Source organism: Capsulimonas corticalis (assembly GCF_003574315.2).
Taxonomy (GTDB): domain Bacteria; phylum Armatimonadota; class Armatimonadia; order Armatimonadales; family Capsulimonadaceae; genus Capsulimonas; species Capsulimonas corticalis.
Window position 1 is genome coordinate 945,675 of the sequence record NZ_AP025739.1, and the last position, 26,411, is coordinate 972,085.

Here is a 26,411-nt window from a genome sequence, read left to right on the forward strand (position 1 = left end):
TATAACTTGAGGAATCAACCCCATAAGGTATACCGACGACGACGACGTAACCTGGAATAGGCTGCGCCGAAGCGGGGGCCGTTACCTGAACAAAGGCAATTTTCGTCGAATTACTGTTTAAATCAAAATACGTATAAACTTGGGCGCTCCAGCCATTGGCGCCTGGAGTTCCGGCCCCTACGCCGGCCACGACGGTTCCGTCGGGGCTAGAGACTGCCCAGCTAACCGATGTCGGCACCGAAAAACTTGTTATAACAGACCCGCCGGCAGAGTTACCCGCCTGAACCGACGCATTGGTCGAACTCACAATCGTGGGATTAACATTGAGAATAGCAGTATTTGTCACACCGCCGAGAGTTGCTGAAATCGTGACTCTCTGTGTTGTGGCGACCGCTGTTGTACTAGCGGAGAACGTCGTGGTTATCGCTCCCGCTGGCACTGTAACGTTCGAGGACACGTTGGCGACAGAAGAATTGCTGCTCAGCGATACTACTGTACCGCCTGTTGGAGCAGACTGTGTAAGCGTGACTACTCCAGAAGCCGTAGCGCCGCCAGTAACGCCGGAAGGACTGAATGAGACGCTTGCTAGAGCAGCTTGAGCATTTGCGATCAAAGTAGTCATGCTTAGACATGTTAGGCAAATTAACACGACAAGCGCGGAGCGCATGATTTTTCGCAAAGACGAGGAGCAGCTAGGCTTAGTTAGCCACGGGTGCATATGGATCTCCAGTACAACGGCAAGAGCGATGGAAAGACGACACGCAACAGTCCAACGAGACGGTGAACGATGAAAAAATCTTAACCATACCTGCTGTAACGCAGAATATTGAAAATTCGATCATCATGAAGCAAGCGGGGTCAGGCGAATATTACCATTCGAATATTAACAGAATGTTAAGGAAACATAGTGTTAAGAGAATATACAGAGTTTGTTTGCTTACATTTTCCATTATTCTCCCATTTGCGCCCCCGCCTCCCAACCAGGTATAATCACCGGCGTTGTACAGTCGTCGCAATTTCATCAAAATCGAGGAGGCAAGCCGTTCTTTGCGCCGTGGGCGCGGAGGGGGGCGCGCAAGCTTATGGGATCCGTATTAGTGACCGGCGGCGCCGGATATATCGGCAGCCATACATCGAAACTGCTGCTCAAGAAGGGCTATGACGTCGTCATTTACGACAGTCTGGAGCTGGGGCACAAGGAAGTCTTGAAGTATCTTCCGGGCGCGAAGTTCGTGCAGGGGGATATCGGCGACGGTCAACTGGTGGCGGATACGGTCAAGAAGTACGATGTCGACTCGATGATCCACTTCGCCGCGTATGCGTCCGTGCCGGAGAGCGTGGGCGATCCCGTCAAGTACTACCAGAACAATATCGTCAAGACCCTCACGCTGCTTGACGCGATCAATAGTCAGGGCGTCAAGCATGTCCTCTTCTCGTCGTCCGCCGCGACCTTCGGCGAGACGCAGTACGTTCCGATCGATGAGAAGCACCCGCAGAAACCGACCAACCCCTACGGACAGACCAAGCTGGACGCCGAGTACATCCTGCACTGGTACGATGTCGCGTTCGGCATCAAGAGCGTCGCCCTGCGCTACTTCTGCGCCGCCGGCGCGGATCCCGAAGGCGAGCTGGGCGAGGACCATACTCCCGAGACGCACATGATCCCGCTGACCCTGTTCGCGGCTCTGGGACGACGCCCCGACATCAAGATCTTCGGCACGGACTATCCCACCCACGACGGCACCGGCGTCCGCGACTACATTCACGTCACCGACCTCGGCCACGCGCACATTCTTGGCCTGGAAGCCCTGAAGAACGGCGCGGAAACCACCGCCTATAACCTGGGCAACGGCAAGGGCTACTCGGTCCGCGAAGTGATCGAAACCGGACGCAAAGTCACCGGCAAGACCATCGTCGCGACGGAATCCCCGCGCCGCCCCGGCGACCCGGCCGAGCTAGTCGCCTCCAGCGCCAAGATCGAAAAAGAGCTGGGCTGGAAGCCGCAGTTCGGCGACATCGAAACCATCATGCGCACAGCGTATGAGTGGTTCGAGAAGCATCCCAAGGGATACGCTTCGGAAGAGTAAGAGACAGCCCTCACCCGGCCCTTCGGGCCACCCTCTCCCAAAGGTCTGGGCAAGGGTTAAGAATTGGATCAAAGATCCAAATAAAAAACTCCCTCTAACTCCCCCTCTCCCAATTTTGGGAGAGGGGGCCGGGGGGTGAGGGCCTCCTCCAAATCCCCATGATCAAACTCGAACACTTCGCCGAGCCGGGGAAGCCGCCGCTGCCTTTGGAGCCGACGCGTATCAGCGACGCGCTGAAGAATCCGAACGGGATGGTGTGGCTGGATCTGGAAGATCCTTCGGAAGAGGACTTTCAGCTGCTGGTCGACGAGTTCCAGTTCCATCAGCTCGCCATGGACGATCTTCGCCAGAGGGATCAGCGGGCGAAAGTGGTGGACTACGCTGGATATACCTTCGTCGTCATGCACGAACTGCGGCCGGGGAAAAACCGCAGCGACCTGAACATGCCCTGCCTGGAGCGCGGCGCGGAAGTGAATACGTTTACCGGCCCAAACTTCTGCGTCACCGTTCACAACGGCCATTCGCCCGCCGTGGAGACCGCCCGGCAACGCTGGGAAGCGAGCCGGGAGATGCAGGATCATGGGCCCTACGCCTTCCTCTATCTCATTTTGGATTCCCTGGTCGACGACTACTACCCCACCCTCGACGCCTTCGACGAGCGGATCGACTCGCTGGAGGAGATCATCCTGAAGCCCGCCGGCGAGGAAGTCGATCTGACAAACAAGAATTCCAACGCCGAAGACCAGCGCAAGCCTCTCAAGACCCTGCTGGGCGTGCGCCGCGAGCTGCTGGAGATGCGGCGCTATGTCGCTCCCATGCGCGACGCCGTCAACACCATGCTGCGCCATGTCGAGGCGATGCAGGATCCGGAGCGCGCCGGCGAGCAGCGCCGCGCCGACCGCGCCCGCGCGCTCTACGCGTATTATCAGGACGTCTACGACCATACCATTCGCATTGTCGAGACGATCGACACCTATCGCGACTTGCTGGCCGGCACCTTGGACGCGCATCTCGCCGTCGCCTCCAACCGGCTCAACGAGGTCGTCAAAGTTCTCACCAGCGTCTCGATCATTATGATGAGCTGGGCGACCATCAGCGGCATTTACGGCATGAACTTCGAGCATATGCCCGAGCTGCACTGGCATTACGGCTATGTCTATGTTTGGGCGCTGTTCATCCTCGTCACCGTCGCCGAATACATTTACTTCCGCAAGCGCAAGTGGCTCTGAATTTGCCTTGATCTCAGAATAAGGTAAAATACGCCCATGCGCTCCCTACTCGGATTTTTCAAGGGCCTGAACACCCTTCTCCTGTTCATTCCCGTCAGTATTGTCCTCCATTTCACTCCCGGTATGAACCCGCTCTGGGTCTTCGCGGCCGCCGCTCTGGCGATTGTCCCTCTGGCCGGGATGATGGGCGAAGCGACGGAGGAACTCGCGAAGCGGCTCGGGAGCGCTATGGGCGGCCTGCTCAACGCGACCTTTGGAAATGCGACGGAGCTAATCATCGGCCTTTTCGCCATCCATGAAGGGCTGATCGATCTGGTCAAGGCAAGCATCGTCGGCTCGATCATCGGCAACATTCTGCTGGTTCTGGGGGCGAGCATTCTGGCCGGCGGCATCAAGCACAAAACCCAGAGCTTCAATCAAGATCAGGCCGAATCCCACGCGATCAACCTGCTGCTCGCCACGCTTTCGCTGGCGGTCCCGGCGATGATCGCCTCGCACTATCATCAGCTCAACACCACGCAAAACAACGACATCGTCAACCTCTCCATCGGCGTCGCGGGCGTCATGCTGATTACATACCTTGCGTCCCTCTTCTTTTCGCTCAAAACGCACGAAAAGATCTTCCGCAGCAACGACGCCGAGGAAAACGAGGAGCCGCACTGGTCCAAGGCCAAAGCGTTCCTCGTCCTCGGGATCTCCACCGTGCTGGTGGCGCTGGAGAGCGAATTCCTGGTCAAGAGCGTCGAGGGCGCCGCGAAGTCCATGGGCGTCAACGAAGTGTTTATCGGCATCATCATCGTCGCCATTATCGGCAACGCCGCCGAGCACTCCACGGCGGTCATGATGGCGCTGAAGAACAAGATGGACATCACCATCAACATCGCGATCGGATCCTCCATCCAGATCGCCATGTTCGTCGCCCCCGTCCTGGTCTTCGCCGGCCTTCTGATGGGCCACCCGATGACCTTCATCTTCAACATGGCCGAACTGGCCGTCATCGGCCTCAGCGCCATCATCGTCGCTTTCATCGCCACTGACGGCAAATGCCACTGGCTCGAAGGCGCCCAGCTCCTCGCCGCCTACGTGGTGATCGCGCTCGCGTTCTACTTCCTGCCGTGATAGATTCTGACAATCCTTGTTACGCGCATGAGAAATGGAAGATCATAAACCATGGACAAATTATGGAAGCGATTGGAAGACTATCTTGAAGTGAATGCTCCTGTCATGCGCGAGTGCCTCGCGAACGGGGCGACTGAAGCCGAACTCACGGAATTGGAAGCAGCCGTGGGACACACTCTTCCAAGCGATGTGCGATTGTCTCTCCTGCGCCATAATGGCCAGAATCTCGTCAATGGCGATCCCGGCGGCGGCACATTGATCCCGTGTGGATTCCGCCTGCTTACCCTCTCGGATATGCTCGTGGAGTGGACCGAACATCGGAATGTTGCGGAATATCTCAAAGGCGAGCGAGATCCCGAGATCGCTAATCCGGGAGTGAAACCTTTCTTTCACCATCCTGCATGGATTCCCATCGCCGCCGACATCGGCGGCAACAGTATTTGCGTCGATCTCGATCCCGGCGAAGGCGGCTCGGTCGGTCAGATCATCGAATTCAATCATGACCTCGACACCCCAACGCGCATCGCCGCCGACTACAAATCATGGCTGATGGAAATCACAGACGGGCTAGAGGCCGGACAATACATCTACGAGAACAACAGCTATTACCCAGGCTTCTTTTTGCCCGAGGACTTAAGTTCGTTTGGAGTGGCCTATTCGCCGACAAATCCGTAACCAGGCGTGGCGCTGGCGACACATGTCATCATTGCGGAAGACAGAACTCCCGAGCAGACGTGCGGCGATGTTTTGACGGCGATTGATAAGGTTATCGCTCTCGCTCAGTTGATCTCGATCCCGGCGAAAGCGGAACGGATGATCAGATCATCGAATTCGGTCATGATCTTGATACTCCAACGCGCATCGCCGCCAATTATCGATCGTGGCCGGCAAAGATCATCACCGAACTTGCGGTAGGGTAATATCTCTTCAGACACGATAGTTATTACCCGGGTTTCTTTCCCAAAGAAATAATCCCGCACCCTCATCATCGTCACTCAAATACGCGTACTCATTCTCCAGGAGACCATGGATGCAATTTCGGAACCTGCCCTGCCTCACAGTTCTTGCTTGCTTGCTCGTCGGCGCCGAGGCGCATGGCGATGCGGCGCCGGATAAGGCGCTGACACAGACGATTGATGGGGTGACGGTCGCAATCGACCATGTCGATTGGGGAGGTTCACCGGGCGAGGATGGGCGGTGCGTGCGCAATTTGGGGATTGGGTATTCGATCACGACAGATCCCGCCGCGACGTTTCCGCAAGGCGGCGGGCCGACGGACTATCTCCATACCGTCAACGCCTGCGATCCCGACGGCGCTCGATTTTATTCGTCCGATGGAAACAGCCGATATTCGGCGACGACCGGCAGCGTCTACTTCGCGGATGTGAACGCCGCCTGGCCTTATATCACTGTCAATCTGGATTATACCGATCCTGGCAGCCCGGCGACGGCGCTTGGCAAGTCTCAGGGGTTGATCGAAATCGGGTCGATCCCGCTTCCGACGCAGCCTGCGGATTCCATCGATACCAATGCGGAGGGAAAATCGCCGCTGGGAACGACCGTGCGCGTAACGCATGTCCAGTACAGTCGCGCACCCAACCCGCCGGCGATGATCCTCACCGTCAAAGTCATCCCCGACCCCACTGCCCCGGACCTTCGCTTCGTCTGCTGGGAGCAGATCAAGGCCGTCGCCGATACCGGCGCAGCGCTGGACGCGGCGACAGCCCAGGTGCAGCCGCCGGCGACGTCGGCGCGTGACTTTACGGTCACGATCCCCGCTCTCCCGCCGGCGGAGGCAAAGTCGCTGAGTGTCACGCTGAACGCGACCGAATCTTCCAATATGGTGGTTCCGGAAAAGTCACTGCGTCACTTTCATTTCCAGATCCCAGTCTCGTCGATGCCGCCGGCCCGCCGCTGGGATCGCAGTCCGCTGCAAACCGCGTCGGGGAAGAATGTGGAAGTCACCTGGGAGTACACGGACGCCGGCGGCAAGAGTTCTCCGTATGCAACCGCGCACTTCCGGCTGCGTGACCGCAGCGATCCCTCCACGCAGTGGACGATCACGTCGGTTACCGGGACAAACGACCAGCGTGCGCCGGTCAATGGGGTGGCGACAGGCGTCTCCACCTATCCCCCAAACGCCTTCCAGCAGGACAAGCTTTGGCTCGTCGACGGCGCGCCAATTTCCGACGGAGATATCACGCGATTTGTCCTTCTTGGCGGCGAGACCGACAAGACAAAGGATCCCGCCATCGCCGAATTCCCGCCGTCCAAGACGGTGACGCTGACGGTGACCGCGCACGCCATCAAACAGATCCTGCATCGTATGGATTTCCCGGATCTGCCGATCCCCAAGGACGGCCAATCGGTAACCGTCAATAAGATGGTTATCGATAAAACGGGCGACTGGCTGGAAGTCTGCAAAATCGTCGCGTTCGACCAGGATCATCCCCTTCCAGACATCGTCGGCCGCCCCGCCAACCTGGAGAAACCCCTGTGCGGCGTCGCGCTAATGTGCGCCGAGCCGTTCGACCCCAAGCGTCCCGGCCGCCGCTTCGACTACTGGCCCTATAGCTGCGTCGATTCCCTTGGTCGCCACATGGACAACGACCTCGGACTCCCCTTTGTCCAGGCCGATCCGATGCATCTCATGGACCCCAAACTGAACAGGACCCGCCCCCGCAAACGCACCTTCCTGATCCCCTTGAAGGACATCGCCTCCGACACGTTCGACTTACGGATGGAGCGGTTCGAAACAATCGACCTGCCCGGTCAAGAAGACGTGACGTTCACCAACGTTCCCGTTCCCGGGGGCTCTACCCCATAAACTTGTAATCATCAATCATGTCTCTCTATGTCGTCGCAACATTATCCACGCACGCAGGTCTCACCCAATAGAACATAGTTCGCAAGGCGCTCAAGCCATGTCGAGAATTTCGGTCGCAGAGCGCATGCAGAAAATTATCGATCGCGCTGTGCGATTTCCACACTGAGAGCGCACCTATGATCAGAGGTGAACGAGAGTGACGGAGAATGGGCGCTTGCTGCGCCGTTATGTGGAGGAAAATTCGCAGGCCGCTTTCGCGGAGTTGGCGAAGCGCCACTTGCGACTGGTTTTTGGGACGTGTCTGCGCGAACTGCACGATCCGGTTTTGGCGGAGGACGCCACGCAGGTGGTGTTTCTGGTGCTGGCGCGCAAGGCGTCCAGCATTCGATCCGAGGCGTCTCTGCCGTGCTGGCTTTTCACAACAGCGCGGCTGACGGCGCGGCAGATTCGCAGACGGGAGCAAATGCGCCAGGAGCGTGAGCGGCAGGCATTCGAGCAGAGTTGGCGGGACGAAGACAGCGCCGTCTGGGCGCGCATCGCGGACCGAGTCAACGACGCCGTTGCGGCGCTGGGCGAACAGGATCGCGAGGCGGTCCTGATGCGGTTCTTTGACGGGATGAGCTTGAAGGAAATCGGAGAGCTGCTCGGTGTCCCGGAGAACACGGCGCGGATGCGCGTACAGCGGGCGGTCGTCAAGCTGAGGCGGCGTCTGGCCCCGGCCGGCGCCACACTGAGCATCGCCGCATTGACCGCCGCGCTCACAGCGGAAGCAGCGCGCGCGACACCTGACATCTCCCAAATTGGGGAGCGAATATTAGATTCGCATCAGGCCGGTTCGGCGCCGATGGGAGCAGATATTTTCACTCGCGACTCCGCCCCTCTCAGTCATTCTCTGAGTCAAATGGCCCAAGGAGTTATTCAGCAGATGATCATCAATAAATTACGCACAGCCCTCGTGACAGCGAGTGTTGGCGCTCTCGGCGTCTCCGGTATTTATACGGTCGCCAGTCATGCAGCGGCTTCTGGAAAATCCCGAGCCGCACACACTCGCCCCGCAATCGCGTCCACGAGCGCCGCGACAACGCCCGGAAGTTCTACGACGGATCCGAAAGCGCTGGAGATTCTGCGTCAATGCCAAGACGCCTATGGCTCCATGACAACGTTCGACGAGACGGTCGAGGCGCAAATCAATGGCGCAATGTCCGCGTCGGCGCACATTTCTTTCCAAAGCCCGGACAAGCTGCGAGTGGTGGGAAAGACACTCGGTCAGGCGCCGGCGATGGGCTTACCGTATGACATGCTGTCCAACAGTCAAACCCGCCGCGTCTTGATGGATGGCAAGCCATTTGATTATCCGATGCCGCAATCGGATATGGCGATCGCCGCCATCACCGGCGTTTCCGGCCTCTCCGGGGCGATCGTCCCATCGCTGCTCACCCATTCCAAAACCTGGGATTTCTCGGAGCAAGCCAAAGGCAGCCCTCTCACGCTCTCCACGGAGACCGTAAACGGCGCCGCGACATACCGAATATTCAGTTCTCCGCCTACGGGAAACACGACCTATTGGATTGATCGCAAGAGCTACTTTCTTGTAAAGATGGCGATGGATATGCGAGGCAAAAACTTTCATACAATCCTGACGTTTGACAACCCTACGGTCAACGGGCCGATAGATCCGGCGACCTTCACTCCCTAACGCTTGAGACAGCTTCGGGCGGAGCCGGCCATCGCTCACGGCCTGACCCTCATCAGGCCGTGAGTCTCTCCTTCCTCATCTTCCCTCAGAAAAACAATTTCCCATTCGTCTGTCGGATTCTTTCCCTGGATGGCCATGATTAAGTATGCAAACACGACAGAGGCATGACTGGGATCTGGTCCGGCAGTATGCGCGGCATGGGTCGCAGGCGGCGTTCGATGAGCTGGTGCGGCGGCATATGAAGCTGGTTTACACCACTTGCCGCCGGGAGCTTGGGGATCCTTGGCTTGCGGAGGATGTCACGCAGGTCGTCTTCTTGATCCTGTCCAGAAAAGCGGGCATGCTGCCGCCCGGCGCGATTGTTTCCCGATGGCTGTTCAAAACCGCGCGCTTTGCGTCTCAAGACGTGCGGAAACGAGAAGCCCGGCGATTGGCCCGGGAAGCGAGTCTGCGCGCGCAGGCGTCCGCTTCCGCCGAAGTCGATAGCGGTGATGTCTCGGCGCTGGACATGGCGCTGCTGTCGGCGCTCGGTTCGCTGGGACGCAGCGACTGGGAGGCCGTGCAGTTCCGGTTCTACGAGGAAATGAGTTTTCATGAGATCGGAGAGAGGTACGGTATTTCCGACGACGCGGCGCAGAAACGCGTGTCCCGGGCGGTCGATCGGATACGCCGGGCTATCGCCCATGAGGGGATCTGTCTCACGGCGGCGACAATCGCGGCGCTGATCGGATCGGAGAATTCTCAAGCCGCGCCCAACACGGCGCTTCAACGGATCGAACAGGCTTCTTCTCTTCCGGGGAGCGTCCATTCCGGCGCGCTGGCCGTCCAATCGAAAATCTACGGACTGACAAAAGGAGTGCTCACCGCAATGGCTCTCAAAAATATGGCGACCGCCGCCCTCGTACTGGTCGTCGCGCTGACCGCCGGCGCGCCGCTGATCGTTCAGGGACAAAGCAATCCATCGGCGGCGACGCCTGCCGTCACGGCGCCCGCCGGCAGCGCGGACTCGAACTCGCTCCCCTTCACAATCGTCCTCGACCCCGGCCATGGCGGCAGCGACTCTGGGGCCACTTCGAGCGGCCCCGGTCGAGTCCTGGAGAAAGATTTGGATCTGGCGATCGCCCTCAAGCTGCGTGATCTGCTCGCGGCAAAAGGCGCCCGGGTATTCCTCACACGCGACAGCGACGTCTATTCGATTCCCAGCAAACGGGCGCGAATCGGCGTCAACCACCACACGGATTTCTTCCTCTCCATCCATTGCGGCAGCACGTCGCGGGAAACCATTTCCGGAACCACCGTCTATTATCATGCGCAAAATAAGGCCGCCCAGTCGCTGGCGGTCAGCGTGCTCAACGGCGTCGCCCAGCAATCCGTCCTGCCCGCCTACGGCGCCATGTCCGACACCACTCGTTTCACAAACGGGTTTTCCATCCTTCGAGAGCAGCCAAGCAACGCCATCTTGATTCAGTGCGGATTTATGTCCAATCCCCTCGACCTCTCCGCTCTCACAGACCCGGAAAAGCAAACACGGATCGCGCAGGGGATCGTGGACGGGCTTACTGCGGCGGCCTCAAGTCGGAAATAGACGCGCTGGCGCTTCGATCCCTGAGACTTCCTTGGGCTGACGGGGAAGCATGAGCAAGGATCTCGTCGCTTCGCTGGAGTACGGCTTGCCGCTGGGAACATGAGATTTCTTCGACATGCCCATCGGCAAAGCCAATGGCGATGCTGCTTCCATGGCGCGCCGCGCAGGGAGGCAAAGCGCCGGCGATATCCGATGGAGAGGGGCTTTGCGCGGCTGCCTCATAGATCAAAATCACTCGGTCGGAATGCGGCAGCTTTGTCAGATCGCGCAGGGATAAGGCGGGGTTGAAAGCGAATTTTCTTGGCCGCTCCCAGAAATACGTGGAGGCCCGTAAGGTCACACCGCCAGCAGCATCAGCCGAAACGGCGTTTTCCCAATTTTGAACGCCTGGGAGATGACCTCCATGGTCCTGAGCGTACGCCAACAAGACCTCTTCGACCGTGTGAGCCCTCAGCATCGTTTCCCCTTGAGCGCTTCTGTCGATTCGGTTTTGCCCGAGCAGAAAGCCGGCCGTCACGGCGACAATTCCGGCGCCCAGGATACTCAGAACCGTCGTCCGAGAATGGGCTCCCCGCCCAGGCTGGGAAGTTGGCTGAATTCTGGAAGGCATTTAGGAGTTCTCCAGATCATGTCGGCTGCGCATTTTCTGCTCGTGATATTGAAAATCAGCCGCTATTTCTTAGGCGCTGTAAACATTATCTCCGGGCCTTCCGCATAGGAAGCCGACCACCCGCTTGCAAAAACAATCATCCTCGACCCTGGCGCTGAACTTGAGCATTGATGATATTGCTTCCAAGGGAAAATCCCATGTGCGTTTTTTGTGTCTGAGTGGCTTTCATAAAGAACAACAGAGGTATCAGGGGAGATCTGACGCAATTTCAATCCAGAGAACCTGTCGTTCATGGTAAGCCGGTCACCAGGATGCCGCGCCATTAGCACAGTGGAATCTTTTTCCGGCCAATCACTCTTGATGCTCTCTTCCCAATGACGAGAAGCAGGCAATTGCCCGTGATGTTTTTCGGCGTAATCCAGTATGGCGAGACCTGCGGACTGAGCGACGCGCAAATCGGAGCGGTACGCAGAGCCTTGCGATTCGCTATGCGTGCGTGTATGGAGAGCAAATATAGAAACACTCACCCCGAGCGCCAAAGAAACGAGCAGACAGTGATTCATGATTCATTTTAGCTTTCAGTGGATTTCCATCGGGCTCGCGTTAAAGAATGTACCGTTTTTTAGCAACGAAAATTCTTAAGCACATATTAAATTACGATTAAATTTTCGTTATCTTTGTCTTGAACACTTTTATGACACGATCACCCGCAGCGAGGCCGTGTATCCCTGATAAACCGACGAAAGAATCGTTTCTCCTGGCGATACTCCGTGCAGCAGGAGCGGGTCTTGCTCGTCGAAGGTCACAATGTCTGGGTCCGCAATTGTGAAATTCGGATGCGGGACCGTGAGGCGAAGGCCGTTTTCGCGCCACGCTTCCGCGGCGATGATGCGCTGTTCACCGACATGGAGACGCACCACATCTCTTGTGGGGTCACTCGCGCAGATCAGTCGGTAATCCACGAGTTTGAGAGGCTCTCGGCGCAGCAAAAAGCTGAGCATCTCACGCATCCGGTCCCGCTGAGCGGCCGGTTCATGGGCGGCGGCGTAGTCGAAAAAGGCAGCGAGGTTCTCACCCGGGGTCCATCCCTGCCGCTCCAGCAGATCGTAGGCGTGGGCGGCGTCCCGCCACACCTCATATTCTTCGCCGCCGCCGTCCACCCAGATGCGGATCGGCTTCGCGGCGCCCCCATCGCTTTCGATCCGACGGAACGCGTATCCATGATCCCAGCTCCATGAAGAAGACATGCAGCCCGCCATGCCGAACGTTTCCGGATGCTCGTAGGCGATCAAGAACGCCGCCAGGCCGCCCAGCGACGCGCCGGCGATCCCGGTCGAGGCCGCCTCGGGCTGGGTGCGATATTGAAGGTCCATCGAGGGCTTGAGGCGCTGGGCGATGAATTGGTAGTAGCCTTCGAGACCGCCGCCGGTTTCCGAAAAATCCGGGTAGCCGCTTTCTTCCGTGGGCGTGAGATCCCGGGCTCTGCCGGCGGACGAGGTGTTCGTAATCCCGACAAGAATTACCGGGCTAATAGATCCATCTTGAACGAGCCGGTCGTGCGCCAAGTCCACGTCCATGCTGTATGGCCCGGAATTGGAAAACACGATGCCGCCATCGCTGAAATAGACGACGGGATAACAATCGCGGCTTTCGCCATAACCTTCCGGAAGATGAATCTCGATTCTTCGCGGCCCCGAGGCGAGACCGCCGTCATCAAAATTTTCGAGCGTGATCCGGCGACTCGATGTGTCCAATCGCATTTCCATCACTCTTTCTTTACGGCGAAGTAGGGTTGATGAGAGAACTACTATATCACATTGTCCCAGGCGCTGCTACTTCAATCCAAGTCATTTACGGCCCCGGCGGCAGCGGCCGCTCGACTTTGATCCTTGGCTCCGTCACGCGCAGGGTCAGCAGCAAACTGATCAAGGCAAGTATGGCCGAGAGTGCGAAGCCGACGCGGTATCCATGGGTGGCGGAGGCAACAGCGCCGCCGAGGAGGGTGGCGACGGTGCGGGGGAGCGCGGTCATGATATTGGCGATGCTCATGTAGAGGGCGATTTCGTGCGCTTCGCTGGCGAACTCCATCACGATGTTCGCGCCGGCGATGTTGCTCGCGGAGGCGAGCAGCGCGAGCAGGATGAAGACGGAGTAGAAGGTGACGGGCGCGTGGGCTCCCAGGGCGGCGAGGGGCGCAAGGACGGCGCAGAGGGAGGCGGCCAGCAAGATGATTTTGTTGCCGGCGCGGTCGGCCCATGCGCCCCACCCCAGGCCGCCGAAGGCGGTCACGCAGACCATGACGCCGGTGAACGCCGCGACGGCCGTCGTGTTCGCGCCAATATCACGCTGGGCGTAGAGGATGTAAAAAGGCGTCACGCCGGCCGCCAGTTGAAAGGCGGTCTGTGCGTAGAGGAAGTTTCGGAAGCTCCGATTGCCGCGCAGAACACGGGTGAGCTCACGCGCGAACGGCGGGTGCGCGTCTTTGTCCACGACAACCGGGCTGTCGGGTTCGCGCAGAAATCCCAGCGGCAGCACGGTGAATGTCAGAATCAAGAACCCGATCAAGAACCCCTGGCTATACCCTTCCGGAAATCCCCCGCTCGGTCCGGACAGCAGATGACTGAGCAGCCGCTCCACCCCCACGCTCAGCACGCCGCCAATCCCGCCGGCCACGCCGTAAAGACGACCGCGCCAGTGACTCGGAATCGTTTTTCCCACCGCCATCCAGTACGCCGGCTGGTTCAGTCCCATCATCGTCGCGTGAACGGTCAGACAGCCAAAAAGCGCGGCGATCATCCATTTGGGATGCGACACGCCCAGGATCAGCGTCAGCGGAACCAAAGGAAACAGGGCGAAGCGCTCCAACAGGGCGATCCAAATCAGAAACCCGCGCGCGCGTTTCCGGCGGCTAAGATAGGGAACGACCAGAAACCCCGGCAGGGTGATCAGCAGGTTCATCAGCGCGGGAACGCAGCCGACAAGCAGGTCCGACGCGCCCAGATGCGCCAGAAAGACCGGCAGAATGATGGTGTTCGAAAAGAACGCCATCCCCAGCGGCCATCCGATCGAATCGATCACACAGGAAAAAAAGTTATAGATGCGGTCGGCCCGCGATGCGCCGAGGGGCAAGACGTTACTCATCTCCAAATTATCTTTTCACGATCGTATTTCATAGCATTGTCTATGGAGTGAGAACCAACATTCCGACAGCTTCTTCTCTTGCAGTGGTTACACAAAGTAAACCATCAGAACAACAAAGGCAAAAAGTAACAGCGAGGAGCCGATGAGCCCGATTTTCCCTTGCCAATGCCTCCAGCCACGTATCCCAAACCCAATGCCTGCAAACATCACCATTAGGGAGCCCAATTCCACGACACTCGGGCGCACTCCCATGGATGTTTCACCTAATGACGTCGTAACGATCCATGCAAAGACCAGAAATATGTACGTAATGAAACAGGTGAGCGAGATTATCGCCGAGCGCACATGGTTGGGCGGCAGCGATATCGGCGGCTCGTTCGTTGACGGCGGAGGCCAAACAGCATTGGGGTCACTCATATCACTTCGCCTAAATATTAACCATGACGCCGACAATAATCCACGCCATGAAAATGACAATGGCGACCATCAGGATTGAGCCGTACAGTCCGCATTTGCCCCGCCAAGATCGGACTCCGCGCACTCCAAGCGCGATGCCTCTCACAGTTAATATCAGTTGACCGATCAGCCAAATCCCAATAAATGCAAAGACATTTGAGCCTATCAGTATAAAACCTAGCCGCGCGATGATGGCAAACGTTAATGCCAACGCGACACTCGCGCCGAGATAACGCAGTGACACAATGCCCTCGTACGGCTCGTCGGATGAAGGCGCCTCTTCCTCGTAAGAATCAGTCATAATCGTTTCTCCTCTTGCACCCTTCGGCAGAGAATGGCGATCTGTTTGTCGCCCATGCGGGTGAGCACGACGGTCATTTCTTCCGTTCCTTTGAGCTTGAGCTGCTTGATCACGGCTTCGGGCTCGTGGGGCACGCCGCGTTTTTTGACGACCACGCGGCCGACGCCGCGCGCGTTTAATGCCTTTTGCAGTGTCTTGAAGTGGTAAGGAAAGCGCTCGACGATCTCGTACGCGGTGGCGAAGGGCGTGGAGATGAGTTCGGGGGCGATGAGGTAGGCGATCTGCGGGTCGACAGGCGCGGCGTTCAAATCGTGCGCGAGCGTTCGGACGAGGTGCGCGCGGATGACGGCGGGGTCGGGTTCGTAGAAGTAACCGCCTTCGTCGGAGGACGCCGGCGGGATGTAGTCCGTATCTTCGTCAGGCGTTCCCGCGAGCGCATGTATTGCGTGCGGGGTGAGCACGGTGGCGCGGACGGGCTCGGGCGCGCGCAGGCGTCCCGTCCAGAAGAGGGATTCTTTGCACTCGCCTTCGTCGGAGAGAAACTCCAAACCCGCGTCCATTTGCGCGGCGACATCGTGATCGATTCCCGGCGCGAGCTTGATTCCGATGTGCGCCACGCCCAGATCGCGCAGGTCGTTCACCAGAGAGAGCGGCGGCGAGTAGTCTTCAGGAGCGACAACGCGGCGTTTGTCCACGCGGCGGGCGGGGTCGAACCAGACGGCTTCCGTCGTCACGGAAAATTCGGCGGCGTCGGCGCAGTGGACGGTGATCTTCGTTTCTAAGTTCAGCGCCCGCGCGTTTTCGGCGGCGAAGAGTGCGCGGGCGGGATCGCGCTCCACGACGGTCACTTGCAGGCCGGCGCGGGCAAACGCGATGGCGTCGCCGCCGACGCCGCCGCAAAGGTCCGTTAGCGCGGTGACGCCCGCCTCCACGAAGCGCGCGGCGTGATACGCGGCGGCGCCGGCGCTCGACGCCTGCTCCAGCGCTTCCCCGACAAAATACATCGCCTCAGCGGATTCCCCGAACTTGCGCGCGCCCTTGCGGCGCGAAGCCGCCATTTCCCAGGCCGCCGCCGCGATCTCCGGCGCGGCGGTCTTGCGCAGGCGTGTCAGCGCGACGACCGGCTCGGCCTTCGCCGCCAGAAGCGCGCCGGCTTCGGCCAGCAGCAGGCGTCCCGGTTCGGTCAGTAAATATTGGGCGGTGAGAAGATCCATAAGCGGATTCTATTGTAGCATGCGCGCGTGCATACCGAATGGCGGCGTGAAGCGAGCAGCCGGAAGCGGAAAACAATTCGGGTATAATCAGGGCCGGAATACAAACATATGCTCGAAAGCGACAAATGGGCGCTGCTGCTCGGCGCACCGGTCATCGTTCTGCTGGTAATTTCCATTCGTCGGCGCATTGCGGCGCTGAACCGAAGGATCTCGGAGATCAAGAGCGCGGACGAAAACGGCCCGCGCAATCCGTATCAAGACATGGCCGACTTGCTCCCAAATCACAGCGAGCAGCCGACACGACGCGCTTTCGAGAGCCGCCCGCGTGGCGATAGTAAGGACAACGATGGCTAAAGGATTGACGGATCGGCAGCAGGAAGTATTCAACTTCATCGTCGCCTTTGTGGAAGAAAAAGGATACCCGCCCACCATTCGCGAGATGCAGCTGGGCCTGAATATCGGTTCGCTTCGCGGAGTGACGATCCATCTCGACGCCCTGCACAAAAAGGGCTTCATCGAGCGCCTTTCCAGCAAAAACGGCCCACGCACCTCGCGCGGCATCCGTATCCTGGCGCGCGTCTCGGAACGTTCCGCCGATGAAGTCAGCGGCATGGTCCGCCTGCCCCTGATCGGCACCATCGCCGCCGGCACGCCCCTGCTCGCCACCCAAAACATTGAGGACATCGTCCCGGTCCCGCTCCAGCTCCTGAAATCATCCCAGCAGGAGTGCTTCCTGCTGCGTGTCCAGGGCGAAAGCATGACCGGCGCGCACATCCTGCCCGGCGACCTCGTCATCATCCAGCCGCAGATCACGGCCGAAAACGGCGACATCGTCGCCGCCCGCATCGGCGAAGAAGCCACCGTCAAACGCTTCCGCCGCCACGGCAACCGCATCGAATTGCAGGCCCAAAACCCCAACTACGCCCCCATCCCCCTGCGCAAATCCGACAACGCCGCCATCATCGGCAAAGTCGTCGGTCTGCTGCGGGGGTATATAGGTTAAAGCGGCCACGGATGCAATCGTCTGGGGAGGAATTTGCTCCGCTTGGGGATGCCGCCTTCGCAGGCGATTGGACGTGGGTTCGACACGAAATTGCAGGATGGCGCTGAACTTGTCCTATTCGCTGCGGCGCAAGGCGCTGGGCGGTGAGCCGATGACGCGTTTGAAGGCGCGGCTGAATGAGGCTTCGGATTCATATCCGAGACGGGCGGCCGCTTCGGCGACGGTGACGCGCTCGTTTCGCAGCCAAACGCTTGCGACGCGCATCCGGCGGCGCGCCAGATAATGCGCGGGCGGCTCGCCGACAACGGCGGTGAAGCGCTCCGAAAACATCGATCGGGACGAACCCGCGATCTTTGCCAGAGATGCGACCGACCAGGGATGTCCCGGATCCCGATGCATCGCCGCCAGGGTTTTCCCGATCTTCGGATCGCGGATCGCCGCCAGCCATCCCGTCGTTCCCTCTTCCTTCCCCTCCACCCACGCGCGAATCACCCGCGTGGTGACGACATCGGCGAGGCGCGTCATTACCGTGGCGGCGCCCACGCGCTGATCGACGACTTCATCCGCCATGATCTCCAGCAGCGCCAGCAGCGCAGGGTCGCCGTTCGCCGCGCCGCGCACCAAGAGCGCCGGCGGCATCAAATCCAGCAAGGGGTGAATGGACGGATCCGCAAAATTCAAGCTGCAGCAGAACAAAAGCGACCGGTCGCCCCCACCGCCGCCGCGCACTCGGTATGTCCGATCGCCAATCACCTGCTTCGGCAGGTCCTCCAACAATATCGCCGCGCCCCCACGACTGTCCGAGAGCGCATGCGCCGTTCCCAGGGGCAGCAGCATGACATCTCCCGCATGCAGGGCGATCTCTCCCAGTTCCGGGCCGCGCGCCCAGCATTCTCCCTCCGCCACAAAATGAAACCGCGCCGCCGCCTGGGCTCGCAGTTCGATTCCCCAGGGCCGCGTCATCTCGCAGCGCCCGTAAGACACCCCAGAAAGCCGCAGGTCTTGAAGTATCTCACTTAAGGGATCGAGAACCGGCGCATTCCCGACATCGGATGAATTGGTAAGCATTAACGATAAATTATCATAGATTTACCGAACGTGTCAAGCCCATAATCACTATTAAGGAGATTATCGATGAAACACATGACGGCAATTCGGACTTTCGCGGCCCTCGCCGTTCTGACCGGCGGCTTGACTGCGCATACGCTCGCGGACGCGCCCCAGCCCGTGTTCCTGCGGAATAATCAACCAGGAGCGATGCATCAGCGCTTGAACGCGCTCGTCGGCGATTGGAGCGTCCGGAAATTCACTTACATCATCGGCGGCGCGCCCAGCAAACCGCTGGTTGCCGACAGCATTACCTGTCACCGCGAGTGGATCGCCGGAACGGGCGGCCGCCACTTACTCGACATCACGCAGGGGCCGCTGGGCAAGGATCACTATTACCGGATGGGCGTTCTGAGCTACTCGACGATGGATAAGCGTTACGAGTGGAACACGGTGGATATGCTCAACACGATGATGATGACCTACAAAGGCGCCCAAAACAGCGGCGCCAAGACGGGCGATATCGTGATGCGCGGCGAGTTCACGGACGCAGGGCTCCTGGGCGACAAGTCCGTGGGCAAAACCATAAAGCAGCGCACAGTGATCCATATTTTGTCTCCAGACCGCCACGTGTTCGATCTCTACTTCACGCCGCCGGGCGGAAAAGAGCGGCTGATCGATCACGCGGTTTACACGCGCCGCAAATAAGCCGCGCCATCATTTGATCGCAATCACGCAATCGCTCGGTCGGCGTTCGCGGCCGCGCCTCCATCCGCCCATCCGTTTGCACAAACGGATGGGCGGCCCCCCGATATCCACAGTATGGTCACTCGTATCTTGGCGCCATATTTGCATCGCGTAAGAGTGTCCTGGCGTTCTTGCGATGACGCGGCTGCCGGCGAGTCAATTTTTGAAACGAAACTCGTGATTGACTCTCTGGTATAATATAAAGCCGGGCGCCGAACGGATTGTGAGCTTGTTAGCCTCCTCAGGAGCCTCAATCGTTAGCTTCTTCGTTCTAAAACAACTTCTTTCAACCCGCGAGACTTTCACAGGATCGTACTACCCTATATCGCCGTATTCGGCGAAATCGAGGATCACAGTGTATGGCGGCGATCGTTTCTGACACAATATCACCATCTCCCCCCGAGAATTCGACAAATCCAAAAAACCGGCTGGATTTTATCGACGCTCTTCGGGCGCTCCCGGCGCTTTATGTCATGATGGCTCATACGATTGGCCGTATCGCCGTCGACCACGCTCCTCATGGCCTCATCAAATTCTTATTCAAGTTTCTGGCGGAAGGACACCTCGCCGTCGCCGTATTCATCATCCTTTCCGGCTTTTGTTTGATGCTGCCCACTCTGAAGCACGATACACACTTGAAGGGCGGACCTATACGCTTCTTCAAACGAAGAGCGCTGCGGATCCTGCCGCCGCTTTATATTACGTTTTTGCTGGAGATCGTTGTTCTTTGCTTCTATGTCAACCCCGCGACCAACACGATCTATGGGCTGCGCCTCCCAGGCGACTGGGTCAACCACAAAGTCTTTTTGAGCAATCTCTTCCTTTTGATCGATATCTTCCCGTCGCATTCCCTTCCCAGCAGCGCCGTATTCTGGTCCATCGCCGTGGAGTGGAGAATTTACTTTTTGTTTCCCGTCATTCTCTATGCATGGCGAAAGTTTGGCGGCGCAAAAACCGTCCTGAGCACGGTCGCGATCGCTTACTTGCTGGCGTGGTGCTGGCGTAACACGATCCTGTTCGGCGCCACCGTGCAGTTTCTCGGGCTTTTCGCGCTTGGCATGTATGCGGCGGAGATTTGTTACCGGCCGACCCAGCAATGGCGCCAATGGCGAGATAAGCTGCCCTGGACCGCGCTGGCGATGGTGTTCTTTGGCATGATCGGCTTCGGCAGCCTCATTTTTGGCTGGAAACGCCTCGTCTCGGTAATGCCGATCGCCGATCTCGTGACGGGATTGGGCGCGTGCTGCCTGCTGATCGCGGCGTCCCAGGCAAGATCCGGCGTGGTGACGCGGATTCTATCGCTGCGCCCTCTGGTCGCCATCGGCAGCTTCTCCTACAGTCTCTATCTCATTCACTGGCCCATCCTTGAGCTTGCGCAGCAGCATCTCATCGACCCATCCCATCTTTCCGACACCGGTAAATTTCTGGCGTACGCCATCGCGATCTGGCCGCCGATCATTGGCGTCTCCTATCTTTACTACCGATGTTTCGAACTGCCGTTCCATAAAATGGCGCAGCGGCTTTAGCCGCAACGATGAGTTTCACAACAGCAAAGAACGGATCAAATCCCATGGACATCGACACATTGATCGCGCAAATTCGCGCGCGCGCGCAGGATGCGAACCTCGCGACGGACGACGGGCGGGCTCCGGGCAAGGTCGCCGCGCCGCCCGCGACGGAGGCGCAGGTTTCGGCGGCGGTGGTGCAGCTCGGCTTCCTGCTCCCCTCGCTCCTGCGGCGGCTCTATTTGGAAATCGGCGCGGGCGGCTTCGGCCCCGGGCATGGTCTCTTCTCGGTCATTGTTGATACGGACACACTCGCCGACCAGTACAAGGCGCGCCGTGAGCCTGGCAAGGATCGCCGGCCCACCAACTGGCCCGACGGGCTGCTCCCGATCGTGGACTGGGGCAGCGGCATCCTCTCCGCCGTCGACTGCATGAAGCCCGATCTGCCCGTAATCCGCCTGGACGCCAATATGCCGAAGGTCGACGTGCTCACGCGCGTCCCCTCCGAGTGGCACTATGAGAAGGCGGGCCGGGTCTCCGAAGCGTGCTGGGTGGAATCGGCGTCGCTGCAGCGCTGGCTGGAAGACTGGGTGGAAGGACGTCAGCTGTTCTACCGGGCCTATAGCCTGGCGACGCTGGACGTGGATCTGGAAGGCGATGACGACGAGGAAGAAGAGAGCGACGAAGAATAAACGAACGCGCGTAAATTCGCGCGCCCTCGTCTTGACAGGCGAAATTATTATGTGCTATCCTAATCTCCGACAGAGTTAGTCGGAGATTCACTCCGCACTCGTCCGATCAGGAAAATGCGCCCCCAGACGCCTGCAAGCGTCCGGGGGCGCGGAGCGGGATGTGATACGATCTCACCCTCTGCCAGAGGTATCGTACCCCAAACCCCTCCTCCTGTACAACCCATGCGCGGCGTCGCGGCGCCGGCGCGCGTCCGCCCGTCATGCCCTCCTTTGTGAGAGGCGCAAAACGCCGGCCCGAGACGCGCCGCCGCGCATGGGATCATTCAGATCAAGGAGATTACATATGCCAGGCGCCCCTTCCGCCGTCCGCGCGCGGACCGGCTTTACGTTGATTGAGCTGCTCGTCGTGATAGCCATCATCGCGATTCTCGCGGCTGTCCTATTTCCCGTTTTCGCACAGGCTCGCGACAAAGCGCGCCAAACCGGCTCGCAGTCCAATCTGCGCCAGCTGGCCCTCGCGTTCCAGATGTATGCACAGGACGCCGACGAAATATTCCCTCCCGCCTCCTCCACCGGTCCAGCGGGCGTCACGCACCCGGATAACCTCGGCGCCAATCGCTGGCCCTGGCTGACACTGCCGTATGTAAAGTCCATGGCGCTGTACCGCTCGGCGTCGGATACCGGAACATACAGCAATTACCGCGACGTCTCCGGCCCAAACTACGGCTACTTCTGGGGCCTCTTCCCTTCCTACGGATACAATTGGCGTTACCTCGCTCCCGCGACAAAAGACGCGGGCGGCGCCGATGTCAGCGCCATGAGCGACAGCGCCAGCTCCTCTTACAGCCGGGGCGTCTCCCTGGCGTTCATTCAAGCTCCCACCGACACCATCCTGCTCGCCGACACCACCTGGGCGCCATCGCCCGGACAAACGCAGCTCGTCATGGGCTATTTCCTGATCAACCCTCCGCAAAAATGGACGGGCTCTACCCCGCTGACCAGCCTGTCGTTCGGATACGTCATGCCGCGCCATCAAGGCAAAGCCAACGTCGCATTCGCAGACGGCCACGTCAAGGCGATGAGCGTCGGCGCTCTCTCTCATGAGACGCTCTGGAACGGCCTGGGGGCGTAAATGAGCCGCCGACCGATGGACTGGCGCCACTACACCGCCGCCGCCCTTTTCCTCATCGCTCTCTGCGCGCTGCTCTGGCGTAACACCATCGGCGCTCCGACCGGCATCCCAGCCGACGTAAAAGCCCCCGCCGGCGCGAACGCGATGACGCATGATCCGAATAGTCCTTAGGCGTGAATGACCTATCCCCGCGCTTCGCGCGATCCTACCCGGGGCAAAATTCACAGACACTCAACGGTAACCAACACATGAACACAAAATTATTCTTCACTCTCACGGCGCTCACACTCAGCATCGCCGCTTCCACGGCGCTTCGCGCCGAGACTTCGAATGTCGTCATCGAGAACGCGCCGGCGGCGAACGTCAAAAACGATCCGGCCGCCTGGGATTTATTGAAGGCCGCGCACGATTCACGCCAGACGTTCTCGCGCGATTTCCCCGGTCTGACCGCCGATGTCACGGTAAACGATAATGGCGAGATCCACGAAGGCGCTCTCTCTTATGACAAAGGCGGCGAAGTCAAATCGAACATCGCCGGGCTGAGCGCGGACGCCCGGGAGTGGGCGGAGGAGCAGGCGAGCAGTTTGATCGACCATCGAATCGAAAGCGACTTCGCGAAGGGCGAGGGCAAAAACCCGATCACATTCGGCGTGGACGACCACAGCCCGCTCGGGCGCGCGGTGCGGCTCAACGACCGGATGCAGTCGAGCTACCGCGTTCGGGACAATCAGGTGACGGAAGTCACGAGAACCATGTCCGGGCAGAAGTTCACGATCACGATGATGGCGACAACCAGGACGGAGTCCGGCAAGTATTTGCCCCAGCAATTTCTGGTGACCTACTTCGATAAGGCCGGAGGCGTAGAGCATGTGGACGCCTATACCGACTCCTTCGCGAATCAGGACGGCTACTGGCTACCGACATCGCGCCGCGTCGTGACCACCGTGAACGGCGGCTTCACCACGCGCATTCTCACCTTCCATCACATTCGCATTCAGAAGCCGTAACCACTCGGCGGTTTACACACGAGGAGAGACGTTATGATCCGAGCATCCAACACGACACAAGAGGCGCTGCGCGCCGCGCTCCGATGGGGCCATGTTCATATCTGCGTTCTGGGCCAGATTACCGTCACCTGCGGCGCCATGCGGCTCTGCTTTTCCACGGTCACGGACTATCTGAATCTGACGCAGAAGATGCTCGGACGATAAATGTCGCAATCAAAGCCTGAGGAGGCAAATCAGTTATGGGAAGATATCTCGGTCCGGTCGGCAAGGTCAGCCGGCGGCTTGGCGTGGGGATTTCGCCGAAGGGCGAACGGATTTTGGAGCGTCGGCCTTACCCGCCCGGCCAGCATGGCCGCAATGAGCGGCGCAAGCAGCCGTCAGAATATGGACAGCAGCTCATGGAAAAGCAAAAAGCGCGCTTTTTGTATGGCCTCATGGAACGGCAGTTCCGCAATCTCTTTCAAGAGGCCGAGCGCCGCACGGGAGTGACGGGCGACAATCTGCTTTCGCTGCTGGAGCGCCGTCTGGACAATGTCGTCTACCGGATGGGTCTCGCCAAAAGCCGCGCGCAGGCGCGCCAGCTTGTCAATCATGGACATATCACCGTCAACGGCCGCCGTCTCGACATCCCCTCAGCGCGCGTCAAAGTCGGCGACGTCATCGGCGTACACGCGGGCAGCCGCCCCAGCGCCTTCTTCAAGACGCTGACGGGATCCGGCGACTTGATCCGCCACCGCGCGCCCGAATGGCTCGCCTTCAGCGCCATTCCCATCGAGGCGACGGTGCTGGATATTCCGCGCCCCGAGCACGCGGAGCCGGCGATCGATCCGCAAAGCATCGTGGAGTTCTACAGTCGATAGAATAGAAAGGAAACGTGATGACGCCCCAGCAAAATTGGACCTCACCGGAAGAGGAAGGAATGAGTCCACGGCCGCAGGCGCATTACGTGAATTGAGGCGGCCTGCCTCAGTGCCCCGCCCCTATTTCTCTCCCAAGCAGGATTGCCGGGCCATCGACGCGAATACGACGGCATCTCTTTTTACGCCAAAGGCTCACAATACATGGCAGTCTGCGAAATCCATTTCAATAGCGACAACGCGCTGGAGCGCATGGTCAGCGTCAACGTCATTTTGCCGGAGACGGGGACCGGTCCGTTTCCCGTCTACTATCTGCTGCATGGTCTCTCCGACGATCACACGGCGTGGCAGCGACGGACGAGCGTGGAGCGGTACGCGGAGAACCTGCCGCTGATCATCGTGATGCCCAACAGCGGGCGCGGGTTCTATACGGACTCGGCGCTGAATCCCAAGGACAAATATGAGACGTTCGTGACGCGCGATCTGATCCAGCGTGTCGATACGCTGTTCCGGACGATCCCCACCCGCGAGGGCCGGGCGATCGGAGGGCTTTCGATGGGCGGCTATGGGGCGGTCAAGCTTGCGCTCAAGCACCCGGATCTGTACAGCGCGGCCGTCAGCCACTCCGGCGTTCTGGCCATGATCACGCATAACGTACAGAGTCAGGAGCCCTGGGCGCGGGAATTCGCAGATCTCTTCGGTCCCAACGCCATCGGCGGTCCGAACGATGTCCACACGCTTGCGGAGAAGTCCGACCCGGCGACCCGGCCGGCGCTCTGGATCGACTGCGGGACGGAAGATTTCCTCTTCAACCAGAACGAAGAGATGCACGCGTACTTCCAAACCCTGGGGATTGCGCACGAGTACTTCACCATGCCCGGCGATCACAACTGGGCGTTCTGGGACCAGCAGATTCAAGAAGCGCTGCCGTGGGTCGCGAAGAATCTCGGCATTGGTTAAGCCCCACGTTCCCGGCCCGCCTCTGTTCCTTCAGGCAGAGACCACGGGGACAAGTCTCTGGTACGATCGCGCAGTCATGATCGGATGGGACACGGGAGGGCGGTACGAAGTCGCCTTCCCCGAATCTGGCGACGACCGGCTGGCGGAGGCGCTCGCCTCCGCCGGCGCTCTTGTCACTTTTGACGGCTTTCGGCTCGATCTCCCGTTTCTCAAACAGCACTCTCCCCATCTTCCCCTGCCCGAGCATCAGATCGACTTGCGAACGCTGATGCGGCGAAAATACGGCGCGGCAAAGACTCCCTCGGCGAAAGAACATCGAGGCGAACGGGCTCCTAACCTCTGGTATGGCTACCGCGCGGGCGATCCCGGCGCGCTGCGCCGGCTGATCGAGAATAACCATGCGGCCATTCAGCGCCTGAAGGCGATGTGGCGTGACTGCGCGGGGCAGCCTGCGCATCAAACGCCGCCGCTCAGTTCGCGGTATCTGGACCTATGGATCGCGCAAGCCGGCGCGCCCACGCCCTTATTCACCTACGATCGACTCCGTCTCGATCCCAATCTGCGCGTCGTGGGAATCGATTTGACGGGAAGTGAAACGCGCCCGTCGGGCTGGTGCCTTTTGGAAGGGGCGCGCGCCGAAACGCGGCGCATCAAAACCGATGACGAGATGTTGGCCCGAATCGCGGACGCCGCGCCGGCCATCGTCTCCCTCGACTCTCCTCTTTCCCTCCCGGCGGGCAGGCTTCGGGTGGACGATCGGGACCCGACACGCGCCCAGTTCGGCATCAATCGGGAGTGCGAGCGGGTGCTTCGGCGGCGCGGAGTCGGCGTCTACCCTCCCCTGCTGCCCAGCATGCAGGCGCTGACGACGCGCGGGATCGCGCTCGCGGACCATATTCGCCGGATGGGTTTCCCCGTGATTGAAGGCTTTCCCGGCGCGGCGCAGGACATTCTCGGGATCCCGCGCAAGAAGGCGAGCGTCGAATATCTGCGGGACGGCCTCACGAGATTTGGGGTGATGGGCGAGTTTCGGCAGGGACGCGTCAGTCACGACGAGCTGGACGCGATCACCGTCGCAATTGTGGGACTGTTCTATATCGCAGGCCGCTACGAGGCGCTGGGCGACGAACAAGAAGGCTGCTTGATCGTTCCCGATCTGCGCGAGAGCGCCGAAATCATGATACAATAACGACAGA

Annotated in this window: 27 protein-coding genes; 19 read left to right on the forward strand and 8 right to left on the reverse strand. The window is 59.5% G+C overall.

The window, feature by feature from the left end; all coding sequences use genetic code 11:
• Positions 1–1,082 precede the first annotated feature (1,082 nt).
• From galE to D5261_RS04105, 7 genes are all read left to right on the forward strand, one after another.
• Positions 1,083–2,087: a UDP-glucose 4-epimerase GalE gene (gene galE, locus D5261_RS04075; protein WP_119320806.1), complete on the forward strand. Its 1,005-nt coding sequence runs from the start codon at positions 1,083–1,085 to the stop codon at positions 2,085–2,087.
• 158 nt (positions 2,088–2,245) lie between these two features.
• Positions 2,246–3,316 (forward strand): magnesium/cobalt transporter CorA, encoded by a 1,071-nt coding sequence (corA, locus tag D5261_RS04080; protein WP_119320807.1) that lies wholly within the window; start codon positions 2,246–2,248, stop codon positions 3,314–3,316.
• Between the two features lie 36 nt (positions 3,317–3,352).
• Positions 3,353–4,435, forward strand: a complete 1,083-nt coding sequence (gene cax / locus D5261_RS04085; protein ID WP_119320808.1) for a calcium/proton exchanger — start codon at positions 3,353–3,355, stop codon at positions 4,433–4,435.
• Between the two features lie 51 nt (positions 4,436–4,486).
• Positions 4,487–5,110, forward strand: coding sequence for an SMI1/KNR4 family protein (locus D5261_RS04090; RefSeq protein ID WP_119320809.1), 624 nt, complete (start codon positions 4,487–4,489; stop codon positions 5,108–5,110).
• Between the two features lie 355 nt (positions 5,111–5,465).
• Positions 5,466–7,262: a hypothetical protein gene (locus D5261_RS04095; protein ID WP_119320811.1), complete on the forward strand. Its 1,797-nt coding sequence runs from the start codon at positions 5,466–5,468 to the stop codon at positions 7,260–7,262.
• A 196-nt stretch (positions 7,263–7,458) separates the two neighbouring features.
• Positions 7,459–8,958: a sigma-70 family RNA polymerase sigma factor gene (locus D5261_RS04100; protein WP_119320812.1), complete on the forward strand. Its 1,500-nt coding sequence runs from the start codon at positions 7,459–7,461 to the stop codon at positions 8,956–8,958.
• A gap of 145 nt (positions 8,959–9,103) precedes the next feature.
• On the forward strand, positions 9,104–10,543 hold the full coding sequence (locus D5261_RS04105) for a sigma-70 family RNA polymerase sigma factor (RefSeq protein WP_119320813.1): 1,440 nt from the start codon (positions 9,104–9,106) through the stop codon (positions 10,541–10,543).
• Here D5261_RS04105 and D5261_RS04110 read toward each other — a convergent pair.
• The 7 genes from D5261_RS04110 to D5261_RS04140 all read right to left on the reverse strand — a co-directional run bounded on the left by D5261_RS04110 (position 10,515) and on the right by D5261_RS04140 (position 16,265).
• A complete protein-coding gene (locus D5261_RS04110; RefSeq protein WP_119320814.1) occupies positions 10,515–11,153 on the reverse strand; it encodes a hypothetical protein in 639 nt (212 codons plus the stop codon). The two genes, D5261_RS04105 and D5261_RS04110, sit on opposite strands and share 29 nt — an antisense overlap.
• A gap of 62 nt (positions 11,154–11,215) precedes the next feature.
• Positions 11,216–11,716 carry a hypothetical protein gene (locus tag D5261_RS04115; protein ID WP_125205913.1) on the reverse strand — a complete coding sequence of 167 codons (501 nt, stop codon included), beginning with the start codon at positions 11,714–11,716 and terminating at the stop codon, positions 11,216–11,218.
• A 129-nt stretch (positions 11,717–11,845) separates the two neighbouring features.
• Positions 11,846–12,907: an alpha/beta hydrolase gene (locus tag D5261_RS04120; protein WP_165864095.1), complete on the reverse strand. Its 1,062-nt coding sequence runs from the start codon at positions 12,905–12,907 to the stop codon at positions 11,846–11,848.
• A 97-nt stretch (positions 12,908–13,004) separates the two neighbouring features.
• The gene (locus D5261_RS04125; protein WP_125205914.1) at positions 13,005–14,294 is read right to left on the reverse strand and encodes an MFS transporter; all 1,290 of its coding nucleotides are present in this window, start codon (positions 14,292–14,294) and stop codon (positions 13,005–13,007) included.
• Between the two features lie 87 nt (positions 14,295–14,381).
• Positions 14,382–14,711 (reverse strand): hypothetical protein, encoded by a 330-nt coding sequence (locus D5261_RS04130; RefSeq protein ID WP_119320817.1) that lies wholly within the window; start codon positions 14,709–14,711, stop codon positions 14,382–14,384.
• Positions 14,712–14,721: 10 nt separating this feature from the next.
• A complete protein-coding gene (locus D5261_RS04135; protein ID WP_119320818.1) occupies positions 14,722–15,051 on the reverse strand; it encodes a hypothetical protein in 330 nt (109 codons plus the stop codon).
• The gene (locus D5261_RS04140; protein WP_119320819.1) at positions 15,048–16,265 is read right to left on the reverse strand and encodes a class I SAM-dependent methyltransferase; all 1,218 of its coding nucleotides are present in this window, start codon (positions 16,263–16,265) and stop codon (positions 15,048–15,050) included. Before D5261_RS04140 ends, D5261_RS04135 begins: the two co-directional genes overlap by 4 nt.
• A gap of 108 nt (positions 16,266–16,373) precedes the next feature.
• Here D5261_RS04140 and D5261_RS04145 point away from each other — a divergent pair, with 108 nt between their 5' ends.
• A complete protein-coding gene (locus D5261_RS04145; RefSeq protein WP_119320820.1) occupies positions 16,374–16,619 on the forward strand; it encodes a hypothetical protein in 246 nt (81 codons plus the stop codon).
• Complete coding sequence (gene lexA / locus D5261_RS04150; RefSeq protein ID WP_119320821.1) at positions 16,612–17,268, forward strand: transcriptional repressor LexA; 657 nt, start codon at positions 16,612–16,614, stop codon at positions 17,266–17,268. Before D5261_RS04145 ends, lexA begins: the two co-directional genes overlap by 8 nt.
• Positions 17,269–17,382: 114 nt before the next feature.
• Here the strand turns inward: lexA and D5261_RS04155 are convergent, their stop codons facing one another.
• Positions 17,383–18,336 carry an AraC family transcriptional regulator gene (locus tag D5261_RS04155; RefSeq protein ID WP_119320822.1) on the reverse strand — a complete coding sequence of 318 codons (954 nt, stop codon included), beginning with the start codon at positions 18,334–18,336 and terminating at the stop codon, positions 17,383–17,385.
• Between the two features lie 66 nt (positions 18,337–18,402).
• On the opposite strand from D5261_RS04155, the gene D5261_RS04160 reads away from it, so the two are divergent.
• The 10 genes from D5261_RS04160 to D5261_RS04205 all read left to right on the forward strand — a co-directional run bounded on the left by D5261_RS04160 (position 18,403) and on the right by D5261_RS04205 (position 26,404).
• Complete coding sequence (locus D5261_RS04160) at positions 18,403–19,023, forward strand: DUF1579 family protein (protein ID WP_119320823.1); 621 nt, start codon at positions 18,403–18,405, stop codon at positions 19,021–19,023.
• 398 nt (positions 19,024–19,421) lie between these two features.
• Positions 19,422–20,588 carry an acyltransferase family protein gene (locus D5261_RS04165; protein WP_119320824.1) on the forward strand — a complete coding sequence of 389 codons (1,167 nt, stop codon included), beginning with the start codon at positions 19,422–19,424 and terminating at the stop codon, positions 20,586–20,588.
• Between the two features lie 44 nt (positions 20,589–20,632).
• Positions 20,633–21,259 (forward strand): SMI1/KNR4 family protein, encoded by a 627-nt coding sequence (locus D5261_RS04170; RefSeq protein ID WP_119320825.1) that lies wholly within the window; start codon positions 20,633–20,635, stop codon positions 21,257–21,259.
• 343 nt (positions 21,260–21,602) lie between these two features.
• Positions 21,603–22,391, forward strand: coding sequence for a prepilin-type N-terminal cleavage/methylation domain-containing protein (locus tag D5261_RS04175; RefSeq protein WP_165864096.1), 789 nt, complete (start codon positions 21,603–21,605; stop codon positions 22,389–22,391).
• The gene (locus D5261_RS04180) at positions 22,392–22,562 is read left to right on the forward strand and encodes a hypothetical protein (RefSeq protein WP_165864097.1); all 171 of its coding nucleotides are present in this window, start codon (positions 22,392–22,394) and stop codon (positions 22,560–22,562) included. It abuts the gene before it with no gap.
• A gap of 77 nt (positions 22,563–22,639) precedes the next feature.
• Entirely contained in the window at positions 22,640–23,398 is a 759-nt protein-coding gene (locus D5261_RS04185) for a DUF3386 family protein (RefSeq protein WP_119320827.1), read from the forward strand.
• Positions 23,399–23,431: 33 nt separating this feature from the next.
• On the forward strand, positions 23,432–23,602 hold the full coding sequence (locus D5261_RS04190; protein ID WP_165864098.1) for a hypothetical protein: 171 nt from the start codon (positions 23,432–23,434) through the stop codon (positions 23,600–23,602).
• A 35-nt stretch (positions 23,603–23,637) separates the two neighbouring features.
• Positions 23,638–24,258 (forward strand): 30S ribosomal protein S4, encoded by a 621-nt coding sequence (gene rpsD / locus D5261_RS04195; protein ID WP_119320828.1) that lies wholly within the window; start codon positions 23,638–23,640, stop codon positions 24,256–24,258.
• 201 nt (positions 24,259–24,459) lie between these two features.
• On the forward strand, positions 24,460–25,215 hold the full coding sequence (locus D5261_RS04200) for an alpha/beta hydrolase (protein WP_125205915.1): 756 nt from the start codon (positions 24,460–24,462) through the stop codon (positions 25,213–25,215).
• Positions 25,208–26,404 (forward strand): DUF429 domain-containing protein, encoded by a 1,197-nt coding sequence (locus tag D5261_RS04205; RefSeq protein WP_125205916.1) that lies wholly within the window; start codon positions 25,208–25,210, stop codon positions 26,402–26,404. The genes D5261_RS04200 and D5261_RS04205 overlap by 8 nt, the downstream gene beginning before the upstream one ends.
• Positions 26,405–26,411: the final 7 nt, after the last annotated feature.

Coding starts and splice junctions, on each gene's coding strand:
- galE (WP_119320806.1), top strand. CDS start 1,083: ATGGGATCCGTATTAGTGACCGGCGGCGCCGGATATATCGGCAGCCAT.
- corA (WP_119320807.1), top strand. CDS start 2,246: ATGATCAAACTCGAACACTTCGCCGAGCCGGGGAAGCCGCCGCTGCCT.
- cax (WP_119320808.1), top strand. CDS start 3,353: ATGCGCTCCCTACTCGGATTTTTCAAGGGCCTGAACACCCTTCTCCTG.
- D5261_RS04090 (WP_119320809.1), top strand. CDS start 4,487: ATGGACAAATTATGGAAGCGATTGGAAGACTATCTTGAAGTGAATGCT.
- D5261_RS04095 (WP_119320811.1), top strand. CDS start 5,466: ATGCAATTTCGGAACCTGCCCTGCCTCACAGTTCTTGCTTGCTTGCTC.
- D5261_RS04105 (WP_119320813.1), top strand. CDS start 9,104: ATGCAAACACGACAGAGGCATGACTGGGATCTGGTCCGGCAGTATGCG.
- D5261_RS04110 (WP_119320814.1), bottom strand. CDS start 11,153: ATGCCTTCCAGAATTCAGCCAACTTCCCAGCCTGGGCGGGGAGCCCAT.
- D5261_RS04115 (WP_125205913.1), bottom strand. CDS start 11,716: ATGAATCACTGTCTGCTCGTTTCTTTGGCGCTCGGGGTGAGTGTTTCT.
- D5261_RS04125 (WP_125205914.1), bottom strand. CDS start 14,294: ATGAGTAACGTCTTGCCCCTCGGCGCATCGCGGGCCGACCGCATCTAT.
- D5261_RS04130 (WP_119320817.1), bottom strand. CDS start 14,711: ATGAGTGACCCCAATGCTGTTTGGCCTCCGCCGTCAACGAACGAGCCG.
- D5261_RS04135 (WP_119320818.1), bottom strand. CDS start 15,051: ATGACTGATTCTTACGAGGAAGAGGCGCCTTCATCCGACGAGCCGTAC.
- D5261_RS04140 (WP_119320819.1), bottom strand. CDS start 16,265: ATGGATCTTCTCACCGCCCAATATTTACTGACCGAACCGGGACGCCTG.
- D5261_RS04145 (WP_119320820.1), top strand. CDS start 16,374: ATGCTCGAAAGCGACAAATGGGCGCTGCTGCTCGGCGCACCGGTCATC.
- lexA (WP_119320821.1), top strand. CDS start 16,612: ATGGCTAAAGGATTGACGGATCGGCAGCAGGAAGTATTCAACTTCATC.
- D5261_RS04155 (WP_119320822.1), bottom strand. CDS start 18,336: ATGCTTACCAATTCATCCGATGTCGGGAATGCGCCGGTTCTCGATCCC.
- D5261_RS04160 (WP_119320823.1), top strand. CDS start 18,403: ATGAAACACATGACGGCAATTCGGACTTTCGCGGCCCTCGCCGTTCTG.
- D5261_RS04165 (WP_119320824.1), top strand. CDS start 19,422: ATGGCGGCGATCGTTTCTGACACAATATCACCATCTCCCCCCGAGAAT.
- D5261_RS04170 (WP_119320825.1), top strand. CDS start 20,633: ATGGACATCGACACATTGATCGCGCAAATTCGCGCGCGCGCGCAGGAT.
- D5261_RS04175 (WP_165864096.1), top strand. CDS start 21,603: ATGCCAGGCGCCCCTTCCGCCGTCCGCGCGCGGACCGGCTTTACGTTG.
- D5261_RS04180 (WP_165864097.1), top strand. CDS start 22,392: ATGAGCCGCCGACCGATGGACTGGCGCCACTACACCGCCGCCGCCCTT.
- D5261_RS04185 (WP_119320827.1), top strand. CDS start 22,640: ATGAACACAAAATTATTCTTCACTCTCACGGCGCTCACACTCAGCATC.
- D5261_RS04190 (WP_165864098.1), top strand. CDS start 23,432: ATGATCCGAGCATCCAACACGACACAAGAGGCGCTGCGCGCCGCGCTC.
- rpsD (WP_119320828.1), top strand. CDS start 23,638: ATGGGAAGATATCTCGGTCCGGTCGGCAAGGTCAGCCGGCGGCTTGGC.
- D5261_RS04200 (WP_125205915.1), top strand. CDS start 24,460: ATGGCAGTCTGCGAAATCCATTTCAATAGCGACAACGCGCTGGAGCGC.